General features: G+C 61.5%; 21 protein-coding genes and 2 pseudogenes. 2 read left to right on the top strand and 21 right to left on the bottom strand.

The window, feature by feature from the left end; genetic code table 11:
• Nucleotides 1-621: 621 nt before the first annotated feature.
• Nucleotides 622-1,263, bottom strand: coding sequence for a hypothetical protein (locus K2X24_RS21465; RefSeq protein ID WP_292500920.1), 642 nt, complete (start codon nt 1,261-1,263; stop codon nt 622-624).
• A 7-nt stretch (nt 1,264-1,270) separates the two neighbouring features.
• Nucleotides 1,271-1,543 (bottom strand): hypothetical protein, encoded by a 273-nt coding sequence (locus K2X24_RS21460; protein ID WP_292500919.1) that lies wholly within the window; start codon nt 1,541-1,543, stop codon nt 1,271-1,273.
• Between the two features lie 245 nt (nt 1,544-1,788).
• Between K2X24_RS21460 and K2X24_RS21455 the strand changes: the two genes are divergently transcribed.
• Nucleotides 1,789-1,989, top strand: a complete 201-nt coding sequence (locus tag K2X24_RS21455) for a hypothetical protein (RefSeq protein WP_292500917.1) — start codon at nt 1,789-1,791, stop codon at nt 1,987-1,989.
• A gap of 276 nt (nt 1,990-2,265) precedes the next feature.
• Here K2X24_RS21455 and K2X24_RS21450 read toward each other — a convergent pair whose 3' ends face one another.
• The 11 genes and pseudogenes from K2X24_RS21450 to K2X24_RS21400 form a co-directional block, all read right to left on the bottom strand.
• On the bottom strand, nt 2,266-2,817 hold the full coding sequence (locus tag K2X24_RS21450; protein ID WP_292500915.1) for a hypothetical protein: 552 nt from the start codon (nt 2,815-2,817) through the stop codon (nt 2,266-2,268).
• On the bottom strand, nt 2,807-3,307 hold the full coding sequence (locus K2X24_RS21445) for a hypothetical protein (RefSeq protein WP_292500913.1): 501 nt from the start codon (nt 3,305-3,307) through the stop codon (nt 2,807-2,809). The genes K2X24_RS21450 and K2X24_RS21445 overlap by 11 nt, the downstream gene beginning before the upstream one ends.
• Nucleotides 3,308-3,704: 397 nt before the next feature.
• Complete coding sequence (locus K2X24_RS21440) at nt 3,705-4,496, bottom strand: hypothetical protein (protein ID WP_292500911.1); 792 nt, start codon at nt 4,494-4,496, stop codon at nt 3,705-3,707.
• 279 nt (nt 4,497-4,775) lie between these two features.
• Complete coding sequence (locus K2X24_RS21435; protein ID WP_292500909.1) at nt 4,776-5,060, bottom strand: hypothetical protein; 285 nt, start codon at nt 5,058-5,060, stop codon at nt 4,776-4,778.
• A 10-nt stretch (nt 5,061-5,070) separates the two neighbouring features.
• Entirely contained in the window at nt 5,071-5,712 is a 642-nt protein-coding gene (locus K2X24_RS21430) for a ParA family protein (RefSeq protein WP_292500907.1), read from the bottom strand.
• Nucleotides 5,713-5,851: 139 nt separating this feature from the next.
• Entirely contained in the window at nt 5,852-7,450 is a 1,599-nt protein-coding gene (locus K2X24_RS21425; protein ID WP_292500905.1) for a phage portal protein, read from the bottom strand.
• The gene (locus tag K2X24_RS21420) at nt 7,447-7,653 is read right to left on the bottom strand and encodes a hypothetical protein (protein ID WP_292500903.1); all 207 of its coding nucleotides are present in this window, start codon (nt 7,651-7,653) and stop codon (nt 7,447-7,449) included. The genes K2X24_RS21425 and K2X24_RS21420 overlap by 4 nt, the downstream gene beginning before the upstream one ends.
• Nucleotides 7,654-8,454: 801 nt before the next feature.
• A complete protein-coding gene (locus K2X24_RS21415; protein ID WP_292500901.1) occupies nt 8,455-9,147 on the bottom strand; it encodes a hypothetical protein in 693 nt (230 codons plus the stop codon).
• A complete protein-coding gene (locus K2X24_RS21410) occupies nt 9,144-9,878 on the bottom strand; it encodes a hypothetical protein (protein ID WP_292500900.1) in 735 nt (244 codons plus the stop codon). The genes K2X24_RS21415 and K2X24_RS21410 overlap by 4 nt, the downstream gene beginning before the upstream one ends.
• 110 nt (nt 9,879-9,988) lie before the next feature.
• Nucleotides 9,989-10,741, bottom strand: coding sequence for a hypothetical protein (locus tag K2X24_RS21405; RefSeq protein ID WP_292500898.1), 753 nt, complete (start codon nt 10,739-10,741; stop codon nt 9,989-9,991).
• Nucleotides 10,742-11,637: 896 nt separating this feature from the next.
• Nucleotides 11,638-12,273: pseudogene (locus K2X24_RS21400) on the bottom strand (recombinase family protein).
• 207 nt (nt 12,274-12,480) lie between these two features.
• On the opposite strand from K2X24_RS21400, the gene K2X24_RS21395 reads away from it, so the two are divergent.
• The gene (locus K2X24_RS21395) at nt 12,481-13,284 is read left to right on the top strand and encodes a serine protease (protein ID WP_292500896.1); all 804 of its coding nucleotides are present in this window, start codon (nt 12,481-12,483) and stop codon (nt 13,282-13,284) included.
• A 64-nt stretch (nt 13,285-13,348) separates the two neighbouring features.
• On the opposite strand, the gene K2X24_RS21390 is transcribed toward K2X24_RS21395, so the two are convergent.
• The 8 genes and pseudogenes from K2X24_RS21390 to K2X24_RS21355 form a co-directional block, all read right to left on the bottom strand.
• Nucleotides 13,349-14,113 carry a hypothetical protein gene (locus K2X24_RS21390; RefSeq protein WP_292500894.1) on the bottom strand — a complete coding sequence of 255 codons (765 nt, stop codon included), beginning with the start codon at nt 14,111-14,113 and terminating at the stop codon, nt 13,349-13,351.
• An 11-nt stretch (nt 14,114-14,124) separates the two neighbouring features.
• Nucleotides 14,125-14,328 (bottom strand): hypothetical protein, encoded by a 204-nt coding sequence (locus K2X24_RS21385; RefSeq protein WP_292500892.1) that lies wholly within the window; start codon nt 14,326-14,328, stop codon nt 14,125-14,127.
• A gap of 257 nt (nt 14,329-14,585) precedes the next feature.
• The gene (locus tag K2X24_RS21380; protein WP_292500890.1) at nt 14,586-15,641 is read right to left on the bottom strand and encodes a S49 family peptidase; all 1,056 of its coding nucleotides are present in this window, start codon (nt 15,639-15,641) and stop codon (nt 14,586-14,588) included.
• Nucleotides 15,641-15,982, bottom strand: coding sequence for a hypothetical protein (locus tag K2X24_RS21375; RefSeq protein WP_292500888.1), 342 nt, complete (start codon nt 15,980-15,982; stop codon nt 15,641-15,643). Before K2X24_RS21375 ends, K2X24_RS21380 begins: the two co-directional genes overlap by 1 nt.
• Before the next feature lie 712 nt (nt 15,983-16,694).
• The gene (locus K2X24_RS21370; RefSeq protein WP_292500886.1) at nt 16,695-19,046 is read right to left on the bottom strand and encodes an AAA family ATPase; all 2,352 of its coding nucleotides are present in this window, start codon (nt 19,044-19,046) and stop codon (nt 16,695-16,697) included.
• The gene (locus K2X24_RS21365; RefSeq protein WP_292500884.1) at nt 19,043-19,378 is read right to left on the bottom strand and encodes a hypothetical protein; all 336 of its coding nucleotides are present in this window, start codon (nt 19,376-19,378) and stop codon (nt 19,043-19,045) included. Before K2X24_RS21365 ends, K2X24_RS21370 begins: the two co-directional genes overlap by 4 nt.
• Nucleotides 19,379-19,437: 59 nt before the next feature.
• Complete coding sequence (locus tag K2X24_RS21360; RefSeq protein WP_292500882.1) at nt 19,438-19,626, bottom strand: hypothetical protein; 189 nt, start codon at nt 19,624-19,626, stop codon at nt 19,438-19,440.
• Between the two features lie 790 nt (nt 19,627-20,416).
• A pseudogene (locus K2X24_RS21355) lies at nt 20,417-20,722 on the bottom strand (SOS response-associated peptidase family protein); the annotation flags it as partial.
• Nucleotides 20,723-20,795: the final 73 nt, after the last annotated feature.

Raw genomic sequence — 20,795 nt, 5'->3', positions numbered from 1 at the left:
TCCACCTCAGGCCGCCTGACCGATGGCCGCTCCAACTCCACCCCGAATTTCCACCTCATTGACGGACACGACCGGCCGCCCGGGATAGGCAAAGCGCGCTAGAATAGAATACCGAGCGGGAGACAGTAAACTACTGGTTCCAGATAAATGGCGCGAGCAAATTACACACCAAGCTTCGGAACGGAGGCATCTCACGAACCGCAATCCCGCCCGGTGCATCAGCCCCGTCGGGAGATGCGTACGAATCCAGATATAGTATGCAGAGATATCGATCGTTTTCAGTACAGTCCGCTATCGGCATTCGAAACCGGAGGTAGTCGAACGCAAGAGTGTCGGGAAATCCTGACTAGAAATCTTCTGCGGATTAAACTCTTAGAATTGCTGTTCCGACATACGCATCGGACATGTACGCCGACTCGGCCGCGCTTACGGCGCGGTGTACAGGCACCTATGGAAATGGGCATCTCGATGCGGAGACGATCCGCGAGGCCGCCTGAGATCGCGCGCTTAGCTCGCGGGATGTGTGAACCGGAATGAGGGGCGGAGCGCTGATCGGCGCCATGACCGCCCCAGGTCTAGGCGCAGAAGCGATCTGCCATGTTGATCGCAAAAGACTTTTGGCTAAACCTTTTCGATTGAAGCGAGTTTACAGATATTAAAAAATTTAGACGTCGCTATGTAGTCCGTAGAACTAAAAACGGATATGGGTATTAACAATCCATGCCTTTGCAATGAGGCGGCAATCATCTCAGTTTCTCTTTTTGCTTCGGTGCTATCAATAGTATTTAAATATTGAACAAGTCTATTTTCATTTTCTCCTGATTCTAAGTATTTATAGAACTTGCCGAGGAATAGAATTTCGTCGCGCGTCATGTCTTCTAAAACATTCGCGCATTCCTGAAATTTGTCGAATACAAGGGTTTTATTAGACTTAAGTCCAAATATCACGAGCGCAAGAAGCTTTAGATTTTGCCTAGCAGCACCCTCAGATGCCGCCTTTACATATCTAAGCATCATCTGCACAAGCTCATCTGCCTCCTCGGTTCCGAACTGCACATTTTCTTGTCCCACCACAGCAATAGCATCTAACAAGCCGTTTATTGCTGCTTGCTTTCTACGCTCGTAGGCCTTTTCGACCGCCCGCTGTAGGACACTAGAACCCGGCAACTGAGCTGCGGATAAAATATCTGAAACAAATGAAACAGCGGTAAGCCCAACGTCTTCGTTTCCAGCCATTTTGTTTCTTTCACCTTTAAATTTCAACGAAGACTTATAATCCTGCGGTCTTTGCGCGCCTAATATTTTCATTCGCATCCGTTATTGCGCCTGTCATAACTGACATCGCTTTGGATTTGATTGCCTCCTTTAATTCGGCAATTCTTTCTTCCTCAACACCACCAAGGGTCATAGAGTCAACGTTATTGTTTATAATCTCCTGAATAGCGGCTAGTTGGTTTCCATCACCAATAACTTGACCAAGGATATTCAAGGTCGCTCTAATGAGTATATCATGTGCGATAATAGTCGTCTGAACGTCTTCCATGGGGCTAGCTGGCATAAGAAAATCTCCTTGTGAGATGAGGGAGGTTAGTACATCTCCTCATTTATTCAAGGATTGCGAGGAGGCTTGGTGGCACTCGCTAACCTTCAAGGCCGCTTTCTTCAGATTGAATCGCCGGTATATTGCGGCGCATGGTCAAGCCAATTTATCCCAAATTAAATTCCAACTTTCGATAATTTCCATTCTCGAAAGTCATTTGGTGCGGTACGGGAGGCGGGTCGGCTCTTGTGCGCCGCACGCGGATTTGCGAGCTTGGTCGTTCGAAGCGCGAGACCAAGGCCCTGACGTTCGCTGAGCAAGCCGCCGAGTTGCACCAGATCGAAGCCGTCGCGCTGTCGCTTGGCCTGTCCAAGGATGCGTTCGAGCAGATCGCCCTTGAGGTCACGGCTGAGGCCTGGACCGCCGGTGTGCTCACGCCGGAGTATTAGCTCGCATAGATCCGGCGCCGGATTTATGCGGCCACGTAGCAACCTAGTCTGATGTCCTTATAACGGTGTGAGGATCTAAGTTACTCAATGGGGGTGACGGCCCATCATTCTCGCATGTTCACTTCGCGCTAATAGATCCATCAGCACGGTATAGTCGTCACCGTTGATTGAGCCAACCCAGATTAGGCCAACGATGAGGAGTCTGAGGATTTACATTGCGGGAGCAACCGTTTCAGGGGGATAGTGAGATCGGTCACTCTTCTTGGACGATTAAACTTAGTTTTTTGGAATTTTTCGCTCAGGAATAACAAACGGCCCTTCCAAATCACCGCCCCCAACCCCGAACTCGTCCTCAGGGAGCGGTGGTAGCCTATCGATCCAATCAGTGAAGCCGGGCGTTAACGCATCAAGTCGCGCTTTGGCCGCCGCCAGTAACGGGGACTTGGAAAGCGATTCAGGCTTCTCCGTTGCGTCTCCGACAACAATAGTGTCGTCCAAACGCTCGATCTTCTGATATAAAACAACGTCTTTATGGTTCCTGATACCGCGATTCAGAGCACTCTTGAATTGGACGGGATCAATCAAACGAGATCCCAGAGCTTCCATCGTGCCGTCTCGCTTAAGCTTATAAGTTATAAATCGCTTCTGCTTGACCTTAAGCACTAAAATCTTATCTTTGCCGACCCAGATGACGGTACGGCCTTCAGCTCGCTCAGCCGCCGGCTTCTTGACTGTTAATCTTTCAACCGAATCCTTGCGCGGTTTCAATGGCTGAGAGCGCACTGGCCCACCTCGCGCCGGATTGATCTCACTCAACTTACTGCTCACGGGTACCTCTCCGCTTGCAAAGATAGGTGGTATATCCGTCCTTGACTAGCTCGTTGTATCCATGCCGGATGTACCGCCAGCGAAGGTCCGGGAACGGATTGCGGATCCGCGTTTCTGAAATTTCCAGCACAACAGCATTCAATTCGAGCACCGCCAAGGCAATGGCCATAATTTGCTTGCCCAAGGGATGGTCGTAGGGCCGTGTCTCAACGTACCCGAGTTCGAGCCATGCCGCTTGAGCCGAGCCAAAAGCGAGGCCGCACAACATGTCCTCGTGCCAAATTGAAAGATCGAGAGCCGCCCCCCGTTTTTGACGTACCAGTCGCTCCCAATCCCAGTCGACTTTGCGGGGGGGAATGAACCAGGTGTCAGTTTGAGACACGGCGTCTTGGTCGATGCCCGCCAACCTTAAGCCCGCCGTGCGTCGATCGAGCTGCACACGGCTTCTGACAAGCGCGCGAAGTTCCTCATATTCAAGTTCGCTCGGCACTCCCCCTCCCCAACGTGGGACCTTCAGTCCATTCTGTCGCCTTTGATAAGGCCTTATGCGGCTCCGGTCTCGCGCAACAGTCCCAAGCGGCCTTAGTGTAAGCTGTCGTCATTTCCCGATAGCCCTATGGAACGTCCGCCGGTAGTTGATCGCCTTCCCAGCGCATCAGGTCTACGAACGCGATCCGACAGCACGGCCGCCCAGATCCCGCCGGACAGTATCGAGCCGGGCGTTGGCCCCGTAGCGCTCCGCGAGCCGCACCCGCCGGTAGACGCTGCGCGGGCGCGGGCAGAATGCGCAGCCGAGGCGCTTGACGACATAGGGGAATTCCGCAGGGTCTCGCGCCACCGCATCGCCGCGCCTCGCGAGAACGGATGCGAAACACATAGCGCCAAGCTTACCGTCCGAACAGGCCTGCCATGGCCCGTCGCACGGTTTCTGCCCGCTCGGTTTCATCGCCACGCCCCTCGGCGCCCGCAACCTGGGGAGAACCCTGCCCCTCGGCAGATTTTTGCGATCTGGTAAACGGTCGTTTCCCCTTGAGAATAAAGACACTATCCGTGGGTGGATTCGCTTTGCACCCTATGGTGGGGACATCGGGCACAACCACCCCGCCCGGCAACGCGGACCTGCGCGGCGTGTGGCGGTTCCAGGCTTGCCACTCGCGGCTGATGATCCGCACGACGTTGGTGTCGTTCGTGCGGCCGGTGCGGGGTCGCAGCGTGATCGACACAAGGCCGTCGCCCTCCGCAAGGCGGAGCGCGGCCTGCGCCGTCCGCCGGCAAACGCCAGCCCGGGCCGCGATGGCGTCGAGGCAGAGCGCGCACGTCCCGGCCTCTGCCACGACATCACGGATGATCCGCAGTACCGCGACCTGTGCCGGCGTGAACCGCGCCGCCAGGGCCGGCGGGAGCGGGCCCGAATAGGCCAGGAGCCGCCTACGCTCGCGAGCCGCGATCCGGTCGGGCGAGCGCTGCATGCGCTTGAGGGGAAAGATGCTGATCCGCTTGAGCACGGCGCCGACCGGCTTCACTGTGGCGACGAGGCCCTTCCGACGCTCGGCCAGCCGCTCGGCCAATTCCTGCGCCCCGTCGTCGTCGAGCGCGGCATTGGCATGTGCCTGCCAGATCGTCCGCCCCATCTCCTCGAGGTGAGCCAGGGAGCGCGCGCCGTCGATCGCAGCGGCCATGGTCGCGTGTAACATCGTTGGCGGTCCCTATCGGGCCGCGCTGGCGACGGGCAAAGCCTCACCGTTTCCGGAAGCGATCCGGATTGACTCCCCAAGGGGATTGTGATGATGTCAGGGAAGTTTCAGTGGCCCTGACTTCACGTCTCGGTTTTCGACGGCCTCACCCTTGCAGGGGTGGGGCCGTTGGCTTTTATGGGTCTATCGGCGCGGCGGATTATTCCTGTGGGCGAGAGTCGCCCGAATTTCGAACCTGCACACCGCAAGCCCGGCAGTCAACGTTCAGTCCTTACGGTTAAGCGAGTCAAAATCTTTGCCGTGCTCGGCCAGGATGCGCCGGACCCCTTCGAGCATGAGGTCGTGAACCTTGCACCGCTTCGTGAGGGCGATCTCCTTCAGCGCGAAGTTCACGGCCGGGTTCATGTAGACAGCCACATGCGGCGGGCGCTTGAGCTTCTTCTCCCCGTATACGGGTATCCCGGCTTGCGGGCTTGCCGGTATCCCGGCATCCGGGCTTGCCGGTGCGGCGGGGGACGCTTCCGGGGCGAGGACCCCGGCCAGGGACATGCGAGCAGACTTAGCCATTGTGGACCCCATCGAGTTGCGCGCGCACATAGCGCCAGAGGAAGCGGATTTCTGCGGCGCCCTTCCCCTTCGGCGCCCATTCGGTGACGCCCTTGCCGGCGGCGGCCGAGTCGATGAAGTCGGACCGCGCCGCGATCATCGGCGGATTGCCCATCCCCTCGGCCATGAGCGCCGCCGCCGCGTCAAGGTTGCGGGCCGAGGACGCGGCGTTGACCTGAGACAGGACGAAGCCGAACGGCTTGCGGTTCGTCCGGAGCAGGCCGAGGACCGGCCGAACGGCCTCGATGTCGATAATCGTCGGCTTGACTGGGATCAGCGCGAAGTCGATCGAGGCGACCGCGACCGACACGGTCGAGGCGAACACGCCGGGCGTGTCGACGATCGCGAGCGTAGCTATCCCCTGCGCCCGCGCATTGGCGACGGCCTGCGCCAGGGCGTGCGGCTCGACCCGCTCGACGAGAAGGTTCTCGTCTTCGTCGCCACGCCGCTTGCCCCAGGCCGAGAGGGTGCCTTGCGGGTCGAGGTCGATCGCGATCACGCGCTCACCCGCCTCGACGGCCGCGACCGCCAGGGAGATCGCGAGCGTCGACTTCCCCGCGCCGCCCTTCTGAGTTGTGAGCCCTAAGACATTCATGGACGGACCTTTGCCGGTGTGCCGGTATGCCGGCCTGCCAGGTAACCGGGATACCGGTATTATGGCGCAGAGGAAAGGTGGCTTATCCGTAGGTCGGGCGGCGCTCAGGGAGTCTCAAAGGCCGCGTCGAGGATATTCGTCAGGCGTCGGCCTTCTTCGGCTTGGCTTCGGGCTCGGGCTTCGGGAGGCCGGTCTTCGACGGGTCGAGGATTTCCGGCTCAAGCTTGGCGGCGACGCGGGCGGCGTGCTCGCGTCCGCGCTGTTCCGTGACCTGTTTCCAATCGCCGCCGTTGCGCGTGAGCGTCACGGATTCGAGGGTCGTCACGCCCAAGTCGACGTTGAGCTTGTCGGCTTCGGCTTCCTTCACGGGGTCGATCACGAGGCCCGTCGGGGGCTTCCACAGGGCTTTGGCCCATGCAGCGCGGCGCACGGCCGAGCCGAAGAAGCCCGGGGCGTCGATCAGGCCGGCGTTGATGGCGTCGGTGAGAAACCACTCGTAAACGGGCTGGCAAAACGTCGTCACGAGCCATTCGCGGCGCTCGGCGAAGAACTTCGCGGCCATTTCGAGGGCCGCGCGCGACGCCGAATAGGACGCCTCGAAGTGCATCACGAGCAATTCATAGGGGATCGACAGTGCAACGCCGATTTGGCGCAGAATTGCCGACATGAACGGGTCGAAGTTGCTGTTATTGCGCGCCGGGTTGGCGGCGACGACGTCCTCTTCCTTGCCGATCGAGACGATCGCGCCCGAGCCGAGCGTGATCTCGTCTTTCCCCATGCCGGGGAGCGGGTCGGTCGCGCCCGCGAGCACGTCGTCGCCCGAGTCCGACTTCACGAAGACCGTAAAGAACGACGACACGACGGCCGCCATGATCTCGGCTTCGGTGTAGCGGTCGAGTTGCTTCAGAATTTCAATGATCGGCGCAAGCTCAGGCACGCCGCGCGTCTGTTCGGGCCGAAGGCGCCGATAGACGTGCAGGACCATACGCTCGCCGCTCTCCTGGCCGAAGGCGGGGATTTCCTGATAATCGAGGTACGTCCGGAAGTAATGGTCGCCCGGATGCTCGCTCAGGAAAAAGTATGACAGCGGCGCGCCGTCCTCGTCGATCCGCACGCCCGAGCGAATGTCCGGATCGGCGGCCATGCTCTGAGGCGTGTCGACCCGATCCGCCTCGATCACGGCGAGCGCCAGGGACACGACGGATCGCATCTTCGCCTTCCGGCGCAGTATGAAGCTGTCCCCGCTCTCGAAAGTCGTGTCGAAGACGAGCCCCTGAAGCTGATAGAAGTTCTGCGTCAGAGACACGTCGCACGCGGTCGAGCACGCCCACAGATCGAAGAGTTTTTCGGCGTTGCGCTCCCACTTCTCGGCCTGTTCTTCCGTGAGACCGAGCATTTCGCGGTCAATCTGCGACCGAAGCTTCAGGCCGGTGCCGACGGTGTGCGACTTCGCGGTCGCGCGAGCGCCGCGTGCGATCGGGTTGTTCCGCCCCAGGTCACGCGAACGGGCGCGCAGGGTCGTGAGATCGCCGAGGGTGTCGGCGTCGGCCGAGCCGGGGTTCGTCTGCCAGGACTTGAGCGCGGTCTTATTGGACTTCGCGCCCGCATACTGGCCGGCCATCGCGATTTGCACGCGAGCCTGCATCCGGCGCGCGCCGTAGACGGGCGCGACGACGTTGATCGCGCGATCGAGCATGGTCGGCCCGGTAAAGCCCGGGATCGTGGGGAGGCGGCTCATAGCGGCACGATCCGCGTCACGCGGATGCCGCCCCGTTTCTGGCGCGCGGCCTTGCGCTCTAGCTTGTCCCGACGGGTCTCAAGCGAGGCATGGTCCGCGCGCCAAAGCTCGCGATCCTTGATGCGGTAGCGCTGGCCGGACGTCTCGACGGTGCCGAGAGCGGCTTCGACCTGCTGCAATTGCTCTTCGACGGACTGCGACATGGCCCGACGCTAAGGCCGGACCGCGCTCCCGTCGGGACCGTTTCGGTCGCATCCTGAACGTCACGCCGTTGCAACAGCGTCTCGACAGGTTGTTGAGCGTGCCGTTCGTCGAGACGGCTCCGGACAGGCCGGGGGTGAAGATTTCCGGACCCCTCTCGCCCACCAGGTAGCTGCGCCCGCCCGAGACCGGGCCGCCGAGGGCGCGAGCGCCCGCCAGCGTGATCGGCTCGGCCGCGCGCATGACCGTAGCGATCGAGGCCGGAGCCCCGGCCGCGCCGACTGCGCCACCGATGCCAGTGCCGCCGAGGCCGGCCGCGCCGCCGACTGCCGACACCACACCGCCAAGGCCGGACAGAGCCATGCCCGCCACGCCGACGACACCAAGGCGGCCGTCCTGCGCGATCATGCGGGGGACGATTCCGGCGAGTCCCGGTGCTCCGGCCACACCGGCAAGCCGGGATGCCGGGTTGCCGGGTTGCCGGGTTGCCGGTAACTGCATTGCGTCGATTAGGAAAAGTGCCTGTCCGGCGCTCGTGAAGCTGTTGAGCGTCTTCTTCGTTGTGATCGCCCCCGACAGGCGGGGTGTGAAGATTTCGGGGTCACACTCGTCCACGAGGTAACTCTTGCCTCCGGCGACGGGGCCGCCGAGCGCGTGAGCGCCCACGAGCTTCACCGGCTCGGCCGGCTTCACGATCGAAGCAACCGTCCCGCCGGCCCTCGTTACGGCGTCGGACTTGGGGGCGGTTGGCGTATACCGAATGCGGATCGCCCTGGTCGGTGTTCTTCGACGGGCCGATCGCGTTACGCTGGCCGACGTATTTGATATTCCCCGGATTGTTGTTCCGCATCCCAGCCGGGAGGCGCGAGACGTCGACGTCGGGGCCGAAGTGCTCGGTCGGCGAGACGCGGGCGCCCGGAGGGTTGGCCGGGGTCGAGCGGGCGGCCACGGCCGCCGGGGCACCGCCAAGGCTCGTCAAGCCGCCGACATTGGCCAGACGGGTAAGCCCGAATGCCGGGATACCGGCAAGCCGGGGTGCCGGCTTCGGACGTTACGCGTAGGGCTCTACGCCCGCCGGAGGAAGAGCCCCCGCCGGCCGAGCCCTCACCGGACCCACTGCCGGTCGAGCCGCCGGAACCGCCGCCGGTCGAGCCGCCCCCCTCGCCGGAGCCGATGCCCTGGCCGGGGGCGCCGATCGCGGTCTTCAGGGTCGAGACCTTGCCGAGGGCCGTGTCGATCGACGACGTATCGATCACGGGACGCGTCGTCGTGTCGAGCGACGCGGTGATGATGCCGCCCGCCCCCTTCGCCGTCTTGCCGGCGTCCTCGATCGACGAGGCGTCGACGGTCACGGCCAGCGCGCCGCCGCCAGAGGCCCGGCCGCCCTGGCGCGCCAGGGAGTTGAGAACGCCGCTCGTCTCGATCCGACCCGAGGTCTCGGGGACGAAGATTTCCGGGCCCCGCTCGCCGACCAGGTAGGCCGAGCCGCCGGTCACGGGACCGCCCCGCGCGCGTGCGCCCGCAATAGCCGGCGCGCCACTTGGAGAGGCGCCGGAGGCAGCCGGAGCCCCGGAGGGGGCCGAGGGGGGCCCGAGGTCCCGGCGCCGAGCCCAAGGGCGCCAGCGACCCCGGAAACGGCCCGGGAGGCCAAGCCCCTGACAGCGTCGACGAGCCGGGCGCTCGCCGACGTGACGCCGGTCACGATGGCGCCGACGATCGCGGCGCCGGCCTTCGACCACTCGAAGCTGACGAGCGCATCGAAGCCCGACTGCGCAAGCTTCTTCACGCCCTGGCCGAACTCGACGCCGATCTCGACGATCTTGCTCGGGAGGTTCCACCAGAACTCGAATTCGCGCTTCGTGTTGGCGAACAGGTCGCCCGAGCCCGTGCGGACCCACTTCGCGAAGGCGTCCCAAGCGGCCTGCGCCGTGCTCAGGAGCGGGCCGAGCGACTTCAGATGCGCGGCGACCTCGCCGAGGCTCCGGCCGAGGCCGTATCCCCACATCATCAATTGCCCGTCGGAACGCTTGCGGGTGAGGGACTCCCAAAGCTGGCCGATCCGGTAGAGCAGGCCGGTGGGGGGCGAGAGCGCGGCCTGAGCCTCGGGACCGAGGGCGGCCATGAAGCCCGCTTTGAATGTGACGAACGCCTTCCCGAGGCCCGCCCAATTGTTATAGATCGCCGCCCCGGCCGCCGCGACGCCGAACAGGACGGCCCTGAAACGCAAAAAAGCCAGGCCACGCGTGAGCGCAGCCGGACCTTACAAAGCATCGCGCGGGTCGGGGTATGCCGGAGCGTCCTGCGATCTCAGTTGCTTCCGTCCCCTGACGCCGGCGGTTATGGATCGGGAGGTAAGCCCGACGCTGCACGGTTCAGTGCGCGCGTCTGATCTGAAGCCGGCTGGAAGGCTGCACAGACTTGCAGAAAAATTTCCTCCAGCTTTCTAATGGTCGAAGCGCTCAAATCAAATGTTCTCACTGACGCTTCGGCTTCATGGGTGCTCTTATACGTGGTATAAGCAGTGTTACCCGAAATGCCCATTCCAACCTTAATGGACGACTCTGGACCAGTTTGCATTCCAAACTGTTCCAAGCCTGACGATACACTATTTTCCTCGCTGCGCTTAGCGCGCGCCGCAAATTCACCAGAATGACCAATATTATCGCGTATACGTCTTGTATCAGGGAAAGCGCCGCTGAAATCAGATCTCGCTTTACGTAACAAGTTGGCGTCGACCATTGAACGAAATTTCGGGCATTCTTTGAATTCAAGAGTTGTCAATATATCCTCAAAATGGAATATATTTAGAGCAGCATCCCGAACCGCAATATGAACCCAGTGGCTATAGAGGGCCTGATCCTCAAAGGCGCGCTGCATTCTATCAACGCCGCCAGTCGACCCAGGCGGACCACCTGCGGTAAACGCTTCATTTGCTTTCTCTTTGCCATATTCAAAGAGCTTAAGATCCGCTTCTATTTTCTCAATCTCCAAGTTGAGCAGGCGAACGACATGTATGATGTGCAGCGCATGCTTGCGCTCTTCCTCAGGTAGAACCTGGATCATGATAGTCGGGATAGCATTTGAGCGCATCGTGGAAATTTCCTGAGTTCTGGACGATTGGTACGCCTTACTTAAGAAATAAAGCACGACGAAACGACACGGCCCGCAGTCTATTTCGTTTTGCCGTTGCCGATCCTGAAACGCAAAAAGGCATGGACATACATCGGTGTGGCCGTGCCTTTCGCTTTAGGAACGCTGATCGCCAATAAGTAGCGTGCGCCAAGCCTCTGCCAGAGTTGAGCTATCTCGCCGAAAGTCCGCCTTGAACGGCTCTCGCTTGCAGCATCAGCGTGATCTGATCCATAGTCGTGGCGTTGAGCAGGACACCCTCCTGTCGCGAAGGCTCCGGTCCATGCGGGGCTTGCGACGCCCTAGCCGAGCGTCGCCTACGAGCAGGCAGACAGGAAGGGGGTGAGAGATGTGATGATGCTCCCGCTCTTGCGGGTGACGGTCACGAAAAACCCGAGCGGTTGGTCGTTGACCATCACACTCGGGCTGATCTGATCAGGATCGCTTAACACGAGAGCTCGCGGTCTGGACCACCGCGGGCTCTCACTCCTTTAAGAGTAAGGCGTCGAATAGGTCTGTCAACTCGGGTTTGGCATACGGCCCGATTTCGCGATCAGAATGCCGGCTTAGAATTGTGTACGATCAGGTCGAGCGTGGCATGCGGGTCCGTTAGCGGCCCACGTTGGCGATCGTCGCGTCGACGGCCAGCGCCTGCCCTTCCGAGGGGCGCGGGTCGAGGTCCAGGGCGCCGACTGGCCGGAGGATCTGCACGACGCGCCCTCGCGGGATTCGTTGTTGCTGCGGTTGACCACCCTCTCGATTAAGTCGGTTGCGTCCGCTGAACGCATTCATCCAAGCGTGAATGACGAAGGGCACACTGGTCCCCGGTCACGCCGTCATGTTGTCGGTGGCGAAGATCAGGCAGCCCAGCGCACTAGGGCGGCTTCGGCGTCGGCTCGGTGATCCCGAATGCGATAGACGGTCTGGCGTGTAATCCCGGTGGCCTTGGCGATGGCCTGGACGGCCTCGCCGCCGTTGAGGCGGGTCACGACCTCATTGAACTGCGCTCGCGTGTACGAGGGCTTCCGGCCTAGGTAAGCGTCCTCTCGCGCCCTGGCGTGGGCTATTCCGGCCTTCTGCGCCTCTCGGGTCGCCTCGGTCTGAGCCTGAGCCGTGGCGGCCATGAAGGCGATCAGCGCGTCGCGCACCGCCTGTTGCATTGGGTCCCTCGTGGCGCCGTCAAACGTCAAACCGTTGATGACGGTTCGCACGACGACGCCGCGCGCCATGAGGGTGCGGATCGTCTCGGTCACGTCGGCATAATCGCGGCCGAGTCGATCGACCCATCGAACCACGAGGGTGTCGCCCCGCCTGAGCATGTCGAAGAGCCGGCGGCCTTCAGGCCGGTCGGTAATCCGGGTGCTGACGCCACTCACGCCCTCGTCGGCGACGACGGCGTCGATTGTAAAGCCAGCGGCTTCGGCTTGGGTTCGCTGATGCGCGACGGTCTGATCGGCCGTTGAAACGCGGGCTTAGAGGATGGTTTGGGACACGGCCGAGTTCGTCCGTTGAGGCAGTGCCCGTATGAGCGCATGTCCATTGAGCAGAAACAACCCTTGCGTACGCCTTTAAGTGGCGCATCGGGTTCGTCCGCAGGGGTATACCCTTAGGGACAAATCGGAATGGTTTAGGAGTGTTTTTGCTGGTGTCGAAGGTAAGCATCTATATATGTACACTAGCCATTCTCGGAGGTTTTACGAATGATAAAAGGAAATAAGTTTGATATACTATCTTATTCATCCACAAAATTAGAACTTATTTTTCAGAATTCAACTATAGCAACTGGCAGCGGAATACTCTGGCGGTCAAACGGAAAGTTGTTTCTTGTTACAAACTGGCATAATTTTACGGGTAAAAATCCTTTTACGAATAAGTCTTTAAGTGAAGGCGCAAGCGTGCCCGACTCGGTACGATTTTGGATCACTCGCAGGGATGTATTAGGCAATATATCGGTTCATCATAAGCCTGTAAAATTACCTTTGTATGAGGAGTTTTACGAACCTTTCTGGAAGCAACACTCCGATTTTCATGCATTAAGAATAGACATTGCTGTTATTGAACTAAATATTCCATTTCCATCTGAAGTTATAACAATGCAAAGTAATAAATTTGAAAACCTTCTTTCGCAGATCAGTCATGATGTATTTATTGTTGGATACCCGCTGAAAAATTCTGACAATAAGCTTCCGATCTGGAAAAGAGGGTCAATCGCTTCAGAGCCCCGAATTCCTTGGGATGGGAAACCTGCATATCTGATTGATGCTGCCTCTCGAAAGGGTATGTCCGGCTCACCCGTCTATCGTCGAAACTTTGGACCAGCACCAATTATACAAGATGATGGATCAATTAATGTCAAATTAGACAATGTAGTTACAACAAGTTTTGCAGGAATTTACTCTGGACATCTGAGTGAAGGCGAAGAATCAGTCACCTTAGGTATTGCTTGGCTTCCACACTTAGTTCAAGAGATTATCGACAACCCAACATCTGGAACACGTGATTGACGAAAATTTTGTAAGTCCTGCTCCTCCAAATTGGAGGAGCAGATAAGGATCAATCTATACGACGTCAGCGCACCGGCCAGAACGGCGCTTGGTCGAGCCGAGCCGGGGGGAGGATCAGGCCGTAGGTGGGTGACGGCAGCGTCCGGCCCGGCTTGACCTTGCCGGGCACGATCCGGGTGCGCTTCACCTTCCGAGCGGCGCTGTTCTGCGGCCGGTCCGAGTCGTTGTAGACCGTCGCCGGACGATACACGCCGGTCTTCAGGTCGGGCTCATCCCAACCCCATTCCTCAATCTCCTGATCGGGCGTCACAACGTCAGGCTCGCTCCGGAAGCGGGCGCTGACGCCCTCGACGGACCGAGGCAGGTCGGCGTCCGGATCGGCCTTCCTGGCGGCCGTGAGGACCGCGTTCGCGTCGGCGATCTCGCGGTCGATGGCGTTCAGGCCAGCCGCCACACCGGCAAGCTCGGCGGCCAGCACTTCGTAGCGGTCGAGAAGCTTCGGCGCGTCGCCAACACGCTTCCGAGCCGCTTCGACCCTTGCCTTCAGGGCGGCAAGCTCATCGCCCTTCACAGCCGCCGCAAGGGCGGGAATAAGCAGGCCGAGGGCGTGTTCACGGCGCTCGATGTCACGGCCGGCCGCCGCTGATGCCTCGTCGGCCGCCTTGTGCCTGGTGTCGTCGAAGGCTTCGATTGCCGCCTGCCGATCGGCCTTGGCCTTCTCGATGCGGGCGCGGCTGTCGGCGATGCCGGCCCGCTGCGCGGCGATCTCGGCTTCGATGATGGCGGGGGTGCGGGGCTTCTTCCCGAATAGGCGGTCAAGCATGCTCATGGTTGCCCCCTTCACCAGGCCGACCGGACGGCGCCAATGCCGCCCCCAAGTTGACGGAAGCCCGACGCCGGATCGGCAAGCTCGGCGTCGATTTTGCCGATGCTGGTCGTGGCATCGGCGAGCCGCGCCCGGATGGCGCTGATCTCGGCTCCGGTGAGGACGTCGCGCCGGCCGAAGTCCTCGCTGGCGAGGCGGGACAGGGAGTCGGCGATCATCGGAAGCACGGCGCGCGCGTTCCGGATGCGGTGATTGGAATCCCAAACGGGAGCGGGGGATGACATGGGTCGGTCACTCTCTCTTCGCCCGGGGTGTCCGGGTCGAGAGGTAGGATCGCCGATCTCGCTACTGCCTTAGGGGCTGTTTGCGTCGCCCTCAGAACGAAAAGAGGCAGGCCGCCCGTGGGCGACCCGCCAGTTTGAAGAGTTAGAGACCGACGTCATAAGGCTCGCAACCAGGCTCGCGGGGGAGGCTGTTACAGTCGCCTCCGGGCGGCTTCGAGAATCGCTTGCACGGCCGCTTCCTCCGCAGGCGCACGGGGGCTCATGACAGGCCGAGGGGTGAGCCCCGGGATACGGGGCGGTATCGCCGGTTGAGCCCGCCGGGGCTGCGCCATCTCGAAGGCCGCCAGTATGGCCGAGGCAGCGTCAGGGACGGCGGCGAGCGGGCGCACCTTGGCAGCGGCGCGGGGCAGGCTGAAGCCCACGAAGGGGTCGCCCTCGGCCGCCAGAGCGGCGAGGGTGCTCTCGAAGGTGCCGAAGCCGTCGGCCATACCGGCGGCGATGGCGGCCTCTCCGATCAGGACGTCGCCCTTGCCGAAGGCGTCGAGGACGTGGGCGACGGTGACGCCCCGGTTCTCGGCCACGGCGGCGACGAAGACGTTCGCCAGGACGTCAATCCGCGCCTGGATACGAGCCGCGCCGGCCTTCTTCGCCGGGTCGGAAACCTTGTAGGGGGACTGGCTCGACACGAAGTCGAAGCGCCGGACGCCGCCCTTCGCCTCGCGCTCGCTCGCGTCGGACATCGTCATGCGGACGCCGATCGAGCCGAGGGCGGCGCCCTTGCCGATCACGAGCCGGTCGGCCGCCGAGCCGATCCAGTAGGCCGCCGAGGCCGCGAGGTCGCCCGCATAGGCGACGATCGGCTTCTTCCCTCGGACGGCCTTCACGGCGTCCGCGAACTCACCCACGCCCGACGCCTCGCCGCCGGGGCTGTCGACGTTCAGGAGGATCGCCCGCACATCGACGTCGTCGACGGCGGCCTGAAGGTCCCGCATCAGCGTCGCGTAGGACGTCGCCCCGCAAAGCTCGGTCATGAGGTTGGCGCGCTTGAAGAGCGGCCCCTCGACGGACAGGATCGCGACGCCGTCGCGCATGGCGGCGCGGTCGGCCTTCTTCAGGGCCTCGGCGCGGTAGGCCGCCAGGGCGGCGGGTGTAACCTGGTGCTCGCGGGCCGCGACGCTGAGCAGGCCGGCCAGGGCCGACTCTTCCATCGCCCATGCGGATGCGACTGCGGCGTCGAGGATATTCATCAGTGGAGCCTCACGGTCGGGGCGTCAGCGGTATGCGCCTTCAGGTCGACGTGAATGTCGGCCACGATCTCGACGAGAGCCTGAACGGCTACCGGCATCGTCAGGCCGGTTGCATCGACCGCCGGACGAAGAGCTTGCAGAACTTCGGCCGGAAGCCTCTTCTCGCGCGGTACCGGCACGAAGTCCCATCCGAGGAAGCCGAGGACGGCTTCGAGCGCGTCGAGGCTGGGTCGATTCTTATGGCGCCATGCCTTCAGGGTCGAGCGAAGGACGCCCGACCCCGCCGCCACTTCATCGTAAGTGACCCGCTGGCGCGCCATCTCGGCGAAAACGAGCTTCACGATTGGCGAAACGCCATTCGGGATAGCGATGGTCGAGGGGCGGCGCTCGCGGTCCCGAAAGGTTCGACGGCAGAAAGTATGTGTTTCCATGCATGAGAGCATGCCCGCAGTGGCGACTACGTCAGAGACAGTTTCGGTCTCCCTCAATGATCGAGTGACGCGGGAGTCATAGATCTGTCGTCGAAATTTTTGTGCTATCAAATCCTACTTCTAATTAGCGCGATTTCTCCTACGGAAACCGACCTCTTCAGGAGTCGAAAATCGAACTAAAAAATAGGTATCTGCCGAAGTCCCGGGATCGCGCGTTAACCGCACCCCCAGGCCCCCCAGAGGGACCCATAAATGTCACACTAATGCAGGAAGGCAACACTCAGGCCCTCCTCGCACCGTCCGACTGCCCTTCGACCAGACATAATCCCGTCGCTTCGCTCCGCCTACCGACAAGCTGGGCCCGACCATGCGCCCTCCCCTCGCCGGATCGGGCCAGGGCACGCGCGGAGCCATCCCATCGCGACGATGCCCCTTTCGGACCTCTCTCGGGAGTTTCGTCCTTTCGTCCGGACATCACGTGGAGGCATCGTCCCGTCCAGCTTCTCCTTCCTCCCAGCCCGCCCATGCGTGCGCATGCGCAAGTGGCCAGTCCCTATAAGGGGACTGGCGCACTTGCGCACTGGCGCACGCTTGGCTGCGCAAGTGGCGCGTGAGTTCTGCGCTAGTGCAGACTTGCGCACTTGCGCACCCCGTCTTCGCTCAAGATTGCATCGCTGATACTCGCCCGCGCGGCTGACATCGCGATCGGCCTAGGCTTCCGCGAGGCCGGGTCACGGACCGAGACGCGAACGATTGTGCCGTCGTCGATCAGCCTCCCGAGAAGCGCCTTCACCTGCGCAAGACCCGTCTTCGTGCTCAGGTCGAGGTCAAAGACTTCTGCGACGGCGGCGCCGACCCAATCGGCCTCCTTCGTCAGGTTTGCGGCAGCGCGCCACTCTTGCTCGTCGAGCTTCACAGCCAGAGCGGCGATCCTATCGTCGGACATCTCCGGCGCGGCCAAGCTCGGAGGCTCCCAGCGCTCGACCACACCGACCGAGTCACCTGGGTCGAGGTTGCCCCGCTGGCCCTTGCCGAGCGCCACCGAGACAGAGCGGAACCATTGCTTCCCGCCTACGGCAGCGCTCATGTTCATTTTCGCCTCGGTCGGATCGAAGCTGAAGAAGAAGCGGCGATCCGCAATGGGGATGCCAAAGCGCTCGGCCTCGTCCTTCGACATGGGGTTGAGCGGCCGGGCGACCCGGCATTTATCGCTGAACGACTTTGCGCCGCGCGAGTCCTCAGCTGTCGCATCCCGACCCGCGAGCTTGCGGGTGTGATGCGCGATCGAGACCGCCGCGTTAGCCAGACGAGCGACGTCCTTCCAGGCCGTTGTGGCCTTCTGGATGGCGTTGTTGTCGTTCTCGTTGACGTTGTGGGTCGAGATAAACGGATCGATGAAGATCGCGTCGATCTCGCGACCTGACACCCATTCCGCAAGCTGATTCACGAGCGGCCTGCAAATAAGCGCCCCGGACTTCGTCTCGGTTGCTAGAACGAGATCAAGGGTATCGGCCGTGTCGACGAATAGATGCCCGTCGATATCGGAGGGCGTCAGGCCGAAGTGCCTGCATGCGGCCATGATACGGCGCTGCATTTCTTCCATTGGCTCTTCGCCGTTCCAAATCCAGACGTTGCAGCGCTGTTTCGGAGCGATGTCGAGGAGCTTCTTCCCCGATGCGAGCGCCAGAGCCTCGACGATCCCGAGTGAGGTCTTGCCGACGCCACCGGGCGCCAGGGTGGCCGAGACTTCCTTCCGGATAAGCAGGTTGCCGTACAGCCAGTCACGCCGAGGGAGGCGGTCAGGGTCGGTCCACTCGAAAGGCGTCGGGCCGCTCATGGCTGCATCGTTCTCGGGTTCATGTGAGGGCTTCGGCCGCCTCGCCACCCTGTCGTCAGGAAGACCTATGTCAGCGAACGGGTCCGGCTGATCGTCGACGGGCTCGGACAGGCCGTCGCGCGCTTCGCGGTAGGCGCTTTCCAACGGGACGTTGCAACGTTGCGACGCCACGGCGTTGCGGTTTCGATTGAGGACGATCTCTGGGCTGAAATCCTGGCCGATCGCCTCCCCGAGCCAACGGGTTGCTTGGTCGAGGTCGGCTCCCCTTGCCTCCATGACGAGATTGAGGGGCGTATAACCTTTGTCGCCGCCGCCGAAGTCGACGATCCCGTTCGGCTTGATCGCGAGCAAGAGCGGGCGCTTGTGGAGCGGGTTCCCGCTGTTGGACGGGCGCCACTCGGCGACCGAGCGGAAGCCGTCACCTGACCGCTGAAGGCGGGACAGACCGAGCTTAGGAACCCACGCGCCGAGGCTCGCCAGGGCGTCATTGTTGAGTTGCCGATAGAACTCGGCGTCGCCGTCCTCGTCGATCTCACGCGGGAGCGAGGGCCCGATCTCCGGCTCCGGCTGGTAGCCGAACGACTTCAGGACCTCGATCACAGCCGCCATGTGCTCGACCGTCAGCTCGGCAAGCTCGGCGAGCGGCGTGTCCGCGAGTGTGCGCTCGGTCGTCCACTCGTAGGGCAGGCCGGTGACGGCGTGGATCGAGGGCGGAAGCACGGTTTGCTTGCCGTGGCTGATGACGTCCATCACGCCGAGGCCGTCGATCTTATAGCCCCGGCTTACGATCGCGGACGTGTCGCCCCGGAAGAAGAAGGTCGCCCCCTTCCGGCCGCGCTTGGCGACAACGACCTCGGGCACGACGGCGCGGATCGGCTCGACGATCTCGTCGCGGTCGAGGTCGAGGCCGATCAGGCCCCGGCCGCACGCGACGCCCACGCCCGCGCGCGCCCACTTCGACCACATGCCGACTTGAAACGACGAGGGAGCTCCCTCACAAAACTTGTTCCAGCCCCGCATATGGCGCCAATCGACGCCGACCATGATCCCTGGCGCCTTCTCTCCCGGCATGATCGGAATGGGGCTGTAGCCTTGGGCCGACAAGGCGTGACCGATTGAAGCGAATGGGGAGATCATTGAAAGCCCTTCCGGGCGTAGGGCGACGTCGTGATGAGAAGAATCCAAGCATAGAAGCTGCGCACGAAGCGCTTATACCAAGCCTTGCGTTGCCTCAGGGTCATGCCGTGGCGGAAGGGGAATTGAGTGAAGCTCAGAGTTCCGTCGCGCCATGCGCCAACGACCCAAAAGCATTCAGCCGTAGAACCGGGAGAACCCGTAACGCGGTCCTCGTCTTCGTCGCGCCACTCGCGAATGCGAAGATCAATATTGGGGTTGAGGAGAAAGAAGTCGTCGTCATGGATAAAAGGCGCAAGTGAATCTTGCGCTTTGATTTCGATCGAATTATACATGAATTTCCCAAGCGATGTTCAACTAGCGAGCCCGGCGTGACAGCGCCGGGTTTTGCTTTTCAGGCTGCGTTGTGACGTGCTGCAATTGGCTTGCCTTCGAGGTAGCGGCGCCAATCCTCGGCCAGAATAACCGTTGCGCTACCGACCTTGCGAGCGACGAGCCGGCCTTCCGCAATGTGCCGGAAGAGGGTTGCGCGTGAGATCGGCCCCTTGGGGCTCGCGAGGTCTTTGATGCGGAAGGCGGTCATCGGTATGGCTCCGTCTCAGACAGTCCCAAACTGTCTCAGGCGGGCTCAGCGAAGCGCATCTCAAGCGCTTCGGGGAGGTAGTTTGAATCGCCCCTCGACGATTTTTCGAACTTCACGAGGGGCGCTCAGCGCTGTCAGGCCCGCGCCATTGCGGAAGCCATAGTCTCGGCTCTCACAAGTGCCGCCTGGCTTGGAAGCTGCGAAGCGAGAAGCCGGAGGCCCATCGCTACAATCCGACCATCGGTTGGGCCAATGCCAAGATCGTCTCTCCCACCCCTGGCCGCCTGTTCGAATTGCAGCGCAAGGTCTGCCACGTACTCGACCGTATTTACGCGAATTTCCTCAAAGACCTTCACAACTTCCCCCATCCATTAAGACGCAGTTCCCCGTTTGCCGGAGATTATCCTGCATCGCGTCTTTCTGAGCCAATCTGTTTCTGGATTTCTTCTTAGATTTAAGAAGAAACCCAACATACCAAGCAAATATATATCTCGTCAATAGATAATTGTATCCGTCGGCATCCGTTACTTTGAGGGATACATCCGTCACTCAACGGATACATCCGCCACAATTACATCGAAATAAGCGGCGCAGTGACGTTACAAGGTGACGATGTCGGATCTTGGCGCGCTCACCGTCGGAGCAAAGGTCGACTCCGCGTTTCCTCGGTGCCCGCTTCAGCCGGACGCTAAGTCTCGATCCGCCTTTCGCAGGGAGGGCATTCATCCGTGACTTACGATCGGTGCCCGTACGTTGTGCTCGCAATCTGAAGCGTACCCAACTCAGCCCCCTACTCTCCTCGGTCCTGCCTCGATCCCGAGGCCACGATCCGCATCATCTCATCCGGTAGAGGACGCTGAAGCTCCAAGGCGATTTCGGTAGGGGCTACCAACCAGGTGCTCCACTCCTCCGGTGTCGTCAGCAGGACCGGCATGGCCTTCGGGTGGATCGGCTCAACCACGCCGTTGGCTTCGCAGGTGAGGAACGAGAACAGCCGGTGCTCTTCCTCCGCGCGGTCGGGGTTCTCGGCCTTCGTGCCGCGCACGCCCGTCCAGGGTCGCCAGATGCCCGCGAAGGCGAACAGGGGCCGATCCTCGGTCGTGTCCGTCAATGAGGTGGAAATTCGGGGTGGAGTTGGAGCGGCCATCGGTCAGGCGGCCTGAGGTGGA

It is taken from the genome of Methylobacterium sp. (genome assembly GCF_019750675.1).
Classification (GTDB): Bacteria; Pseudomonadota; Alphaproteobacteria; order Rhizobiales; family Beijerinckiaceae; genus Methylobacterium.
This window is presented reverse-complemented; position numbering and strand designations above follow the sequence as displayed.

What these genes read in the sequence shown, in the direction of transcription:
- K2X24_RS21460 (WP_292500919.1), bottom strand. Translation starts at nt 1,543, where the DNA reads ATGGAAGACGTTCAGACGACTATTATCGCACATGATATACTCATTAGA.
- K2X24_RS21440 (WP_292500911.1), bottom strand. Translation starts at nt 4,496, where the DNA reads ATGGCCGCTGCGATCGACGGCGCGCGCTCCCTGGCTCACCTCGAGGAG.
- K2X24_RS21435 (WP_292500909.1), bottom strand. Translation starts at nt 5,060, where the DNA reads ATGTCCCTGGCCGGGGTCCTCGCCCCGGAAGCGTCCCCCGCCGCACCG.
- K2X24_RS21430 (WP_292500907.1), bottom strand. Translation starts at nt 5,712, where the DNA reads ATGAATGTCTTAGGGCTCACAACTCAGAAGGGCGGCGCGGGGAAGTCG.
- K2X24_RS21425 (WP_292500905.1), bottom strand. Translation starts at nt 7,450, where the DNA reads ATGAGCCGCCTCCCCACGATCCCGGGCTTTACCGGGCCGACCATGCTC.
- K2X24_RS21420 (WP_292500903.1), bottom strand. Translation starts at nt 7,653, where the DNA reads ATGTCGCAGTCCGTCGAAGAGCAATTGCAGCAGGTCGAAGCCGCTCTC.
- K2X24_RS21405 (WP_292500898.1), bottom strand. Translation starts at nt 10,741, where the DNA reads ATGCGCTCAAATGCTATCCCGACTATCATGATCCAGGTTCTACCTGAG.
- K2X24_RS21395 (WP_292500896.1), top strand. Translation starts at nt 12,481, where the DNA reads ATGATAAAAGGAAATAAGTTTGATATACTATCTTATTCATCCACAAAA.
- K2X24_RS21390 (WP_292500894.1), bottom strand. Translation starts at nt 14,113, where the DNA reads ATGAGCATGCTTGACCGCCTATTCGGGAAGAAGCCCCGCACCCCCGCC.
- K2X24_RS21385 (WP_292500892.1), bottom strand. Translation starts at nt 14,328, where the DNA reads ATGATCGCCGACTCCCTGTCCCGCCTCGCCAGCGAGGACTTCGGCCGG.
- K2X24_RS21380 (WP_292500890.1), bottom strand. Translation starts at nt 15,641, where the DNA reads ATGAATATCCTCGACGCCGCAGTCGCATCCGCATGGGCGATGGAAGAG.
- K2X24_RS21370 (WP_292500886.1), bottom strand. Translation starts at nt 19,046, where the DNA reads ATGATCTCCCCATTCGCTTCAATCGGTCACGCCTTGTCGGCCCAAGGC.
- K2X24_RS21365 (WP_292500884.1), bottom strand. Translation starts at nt 19,378, where the DNA reads ATGTATAATTCGATCGAAATCAAAGCGCAAGATTCACTTGCGCCTTTT.
- K2X24_RS21360 (WP_292500882.1), bottom strand. Translation starts at nt 19,626, where the DNA reads ATGACCGCCTTCCGCATCAAAGACCTCGCGAGCCCCAAGGGGCCGATC.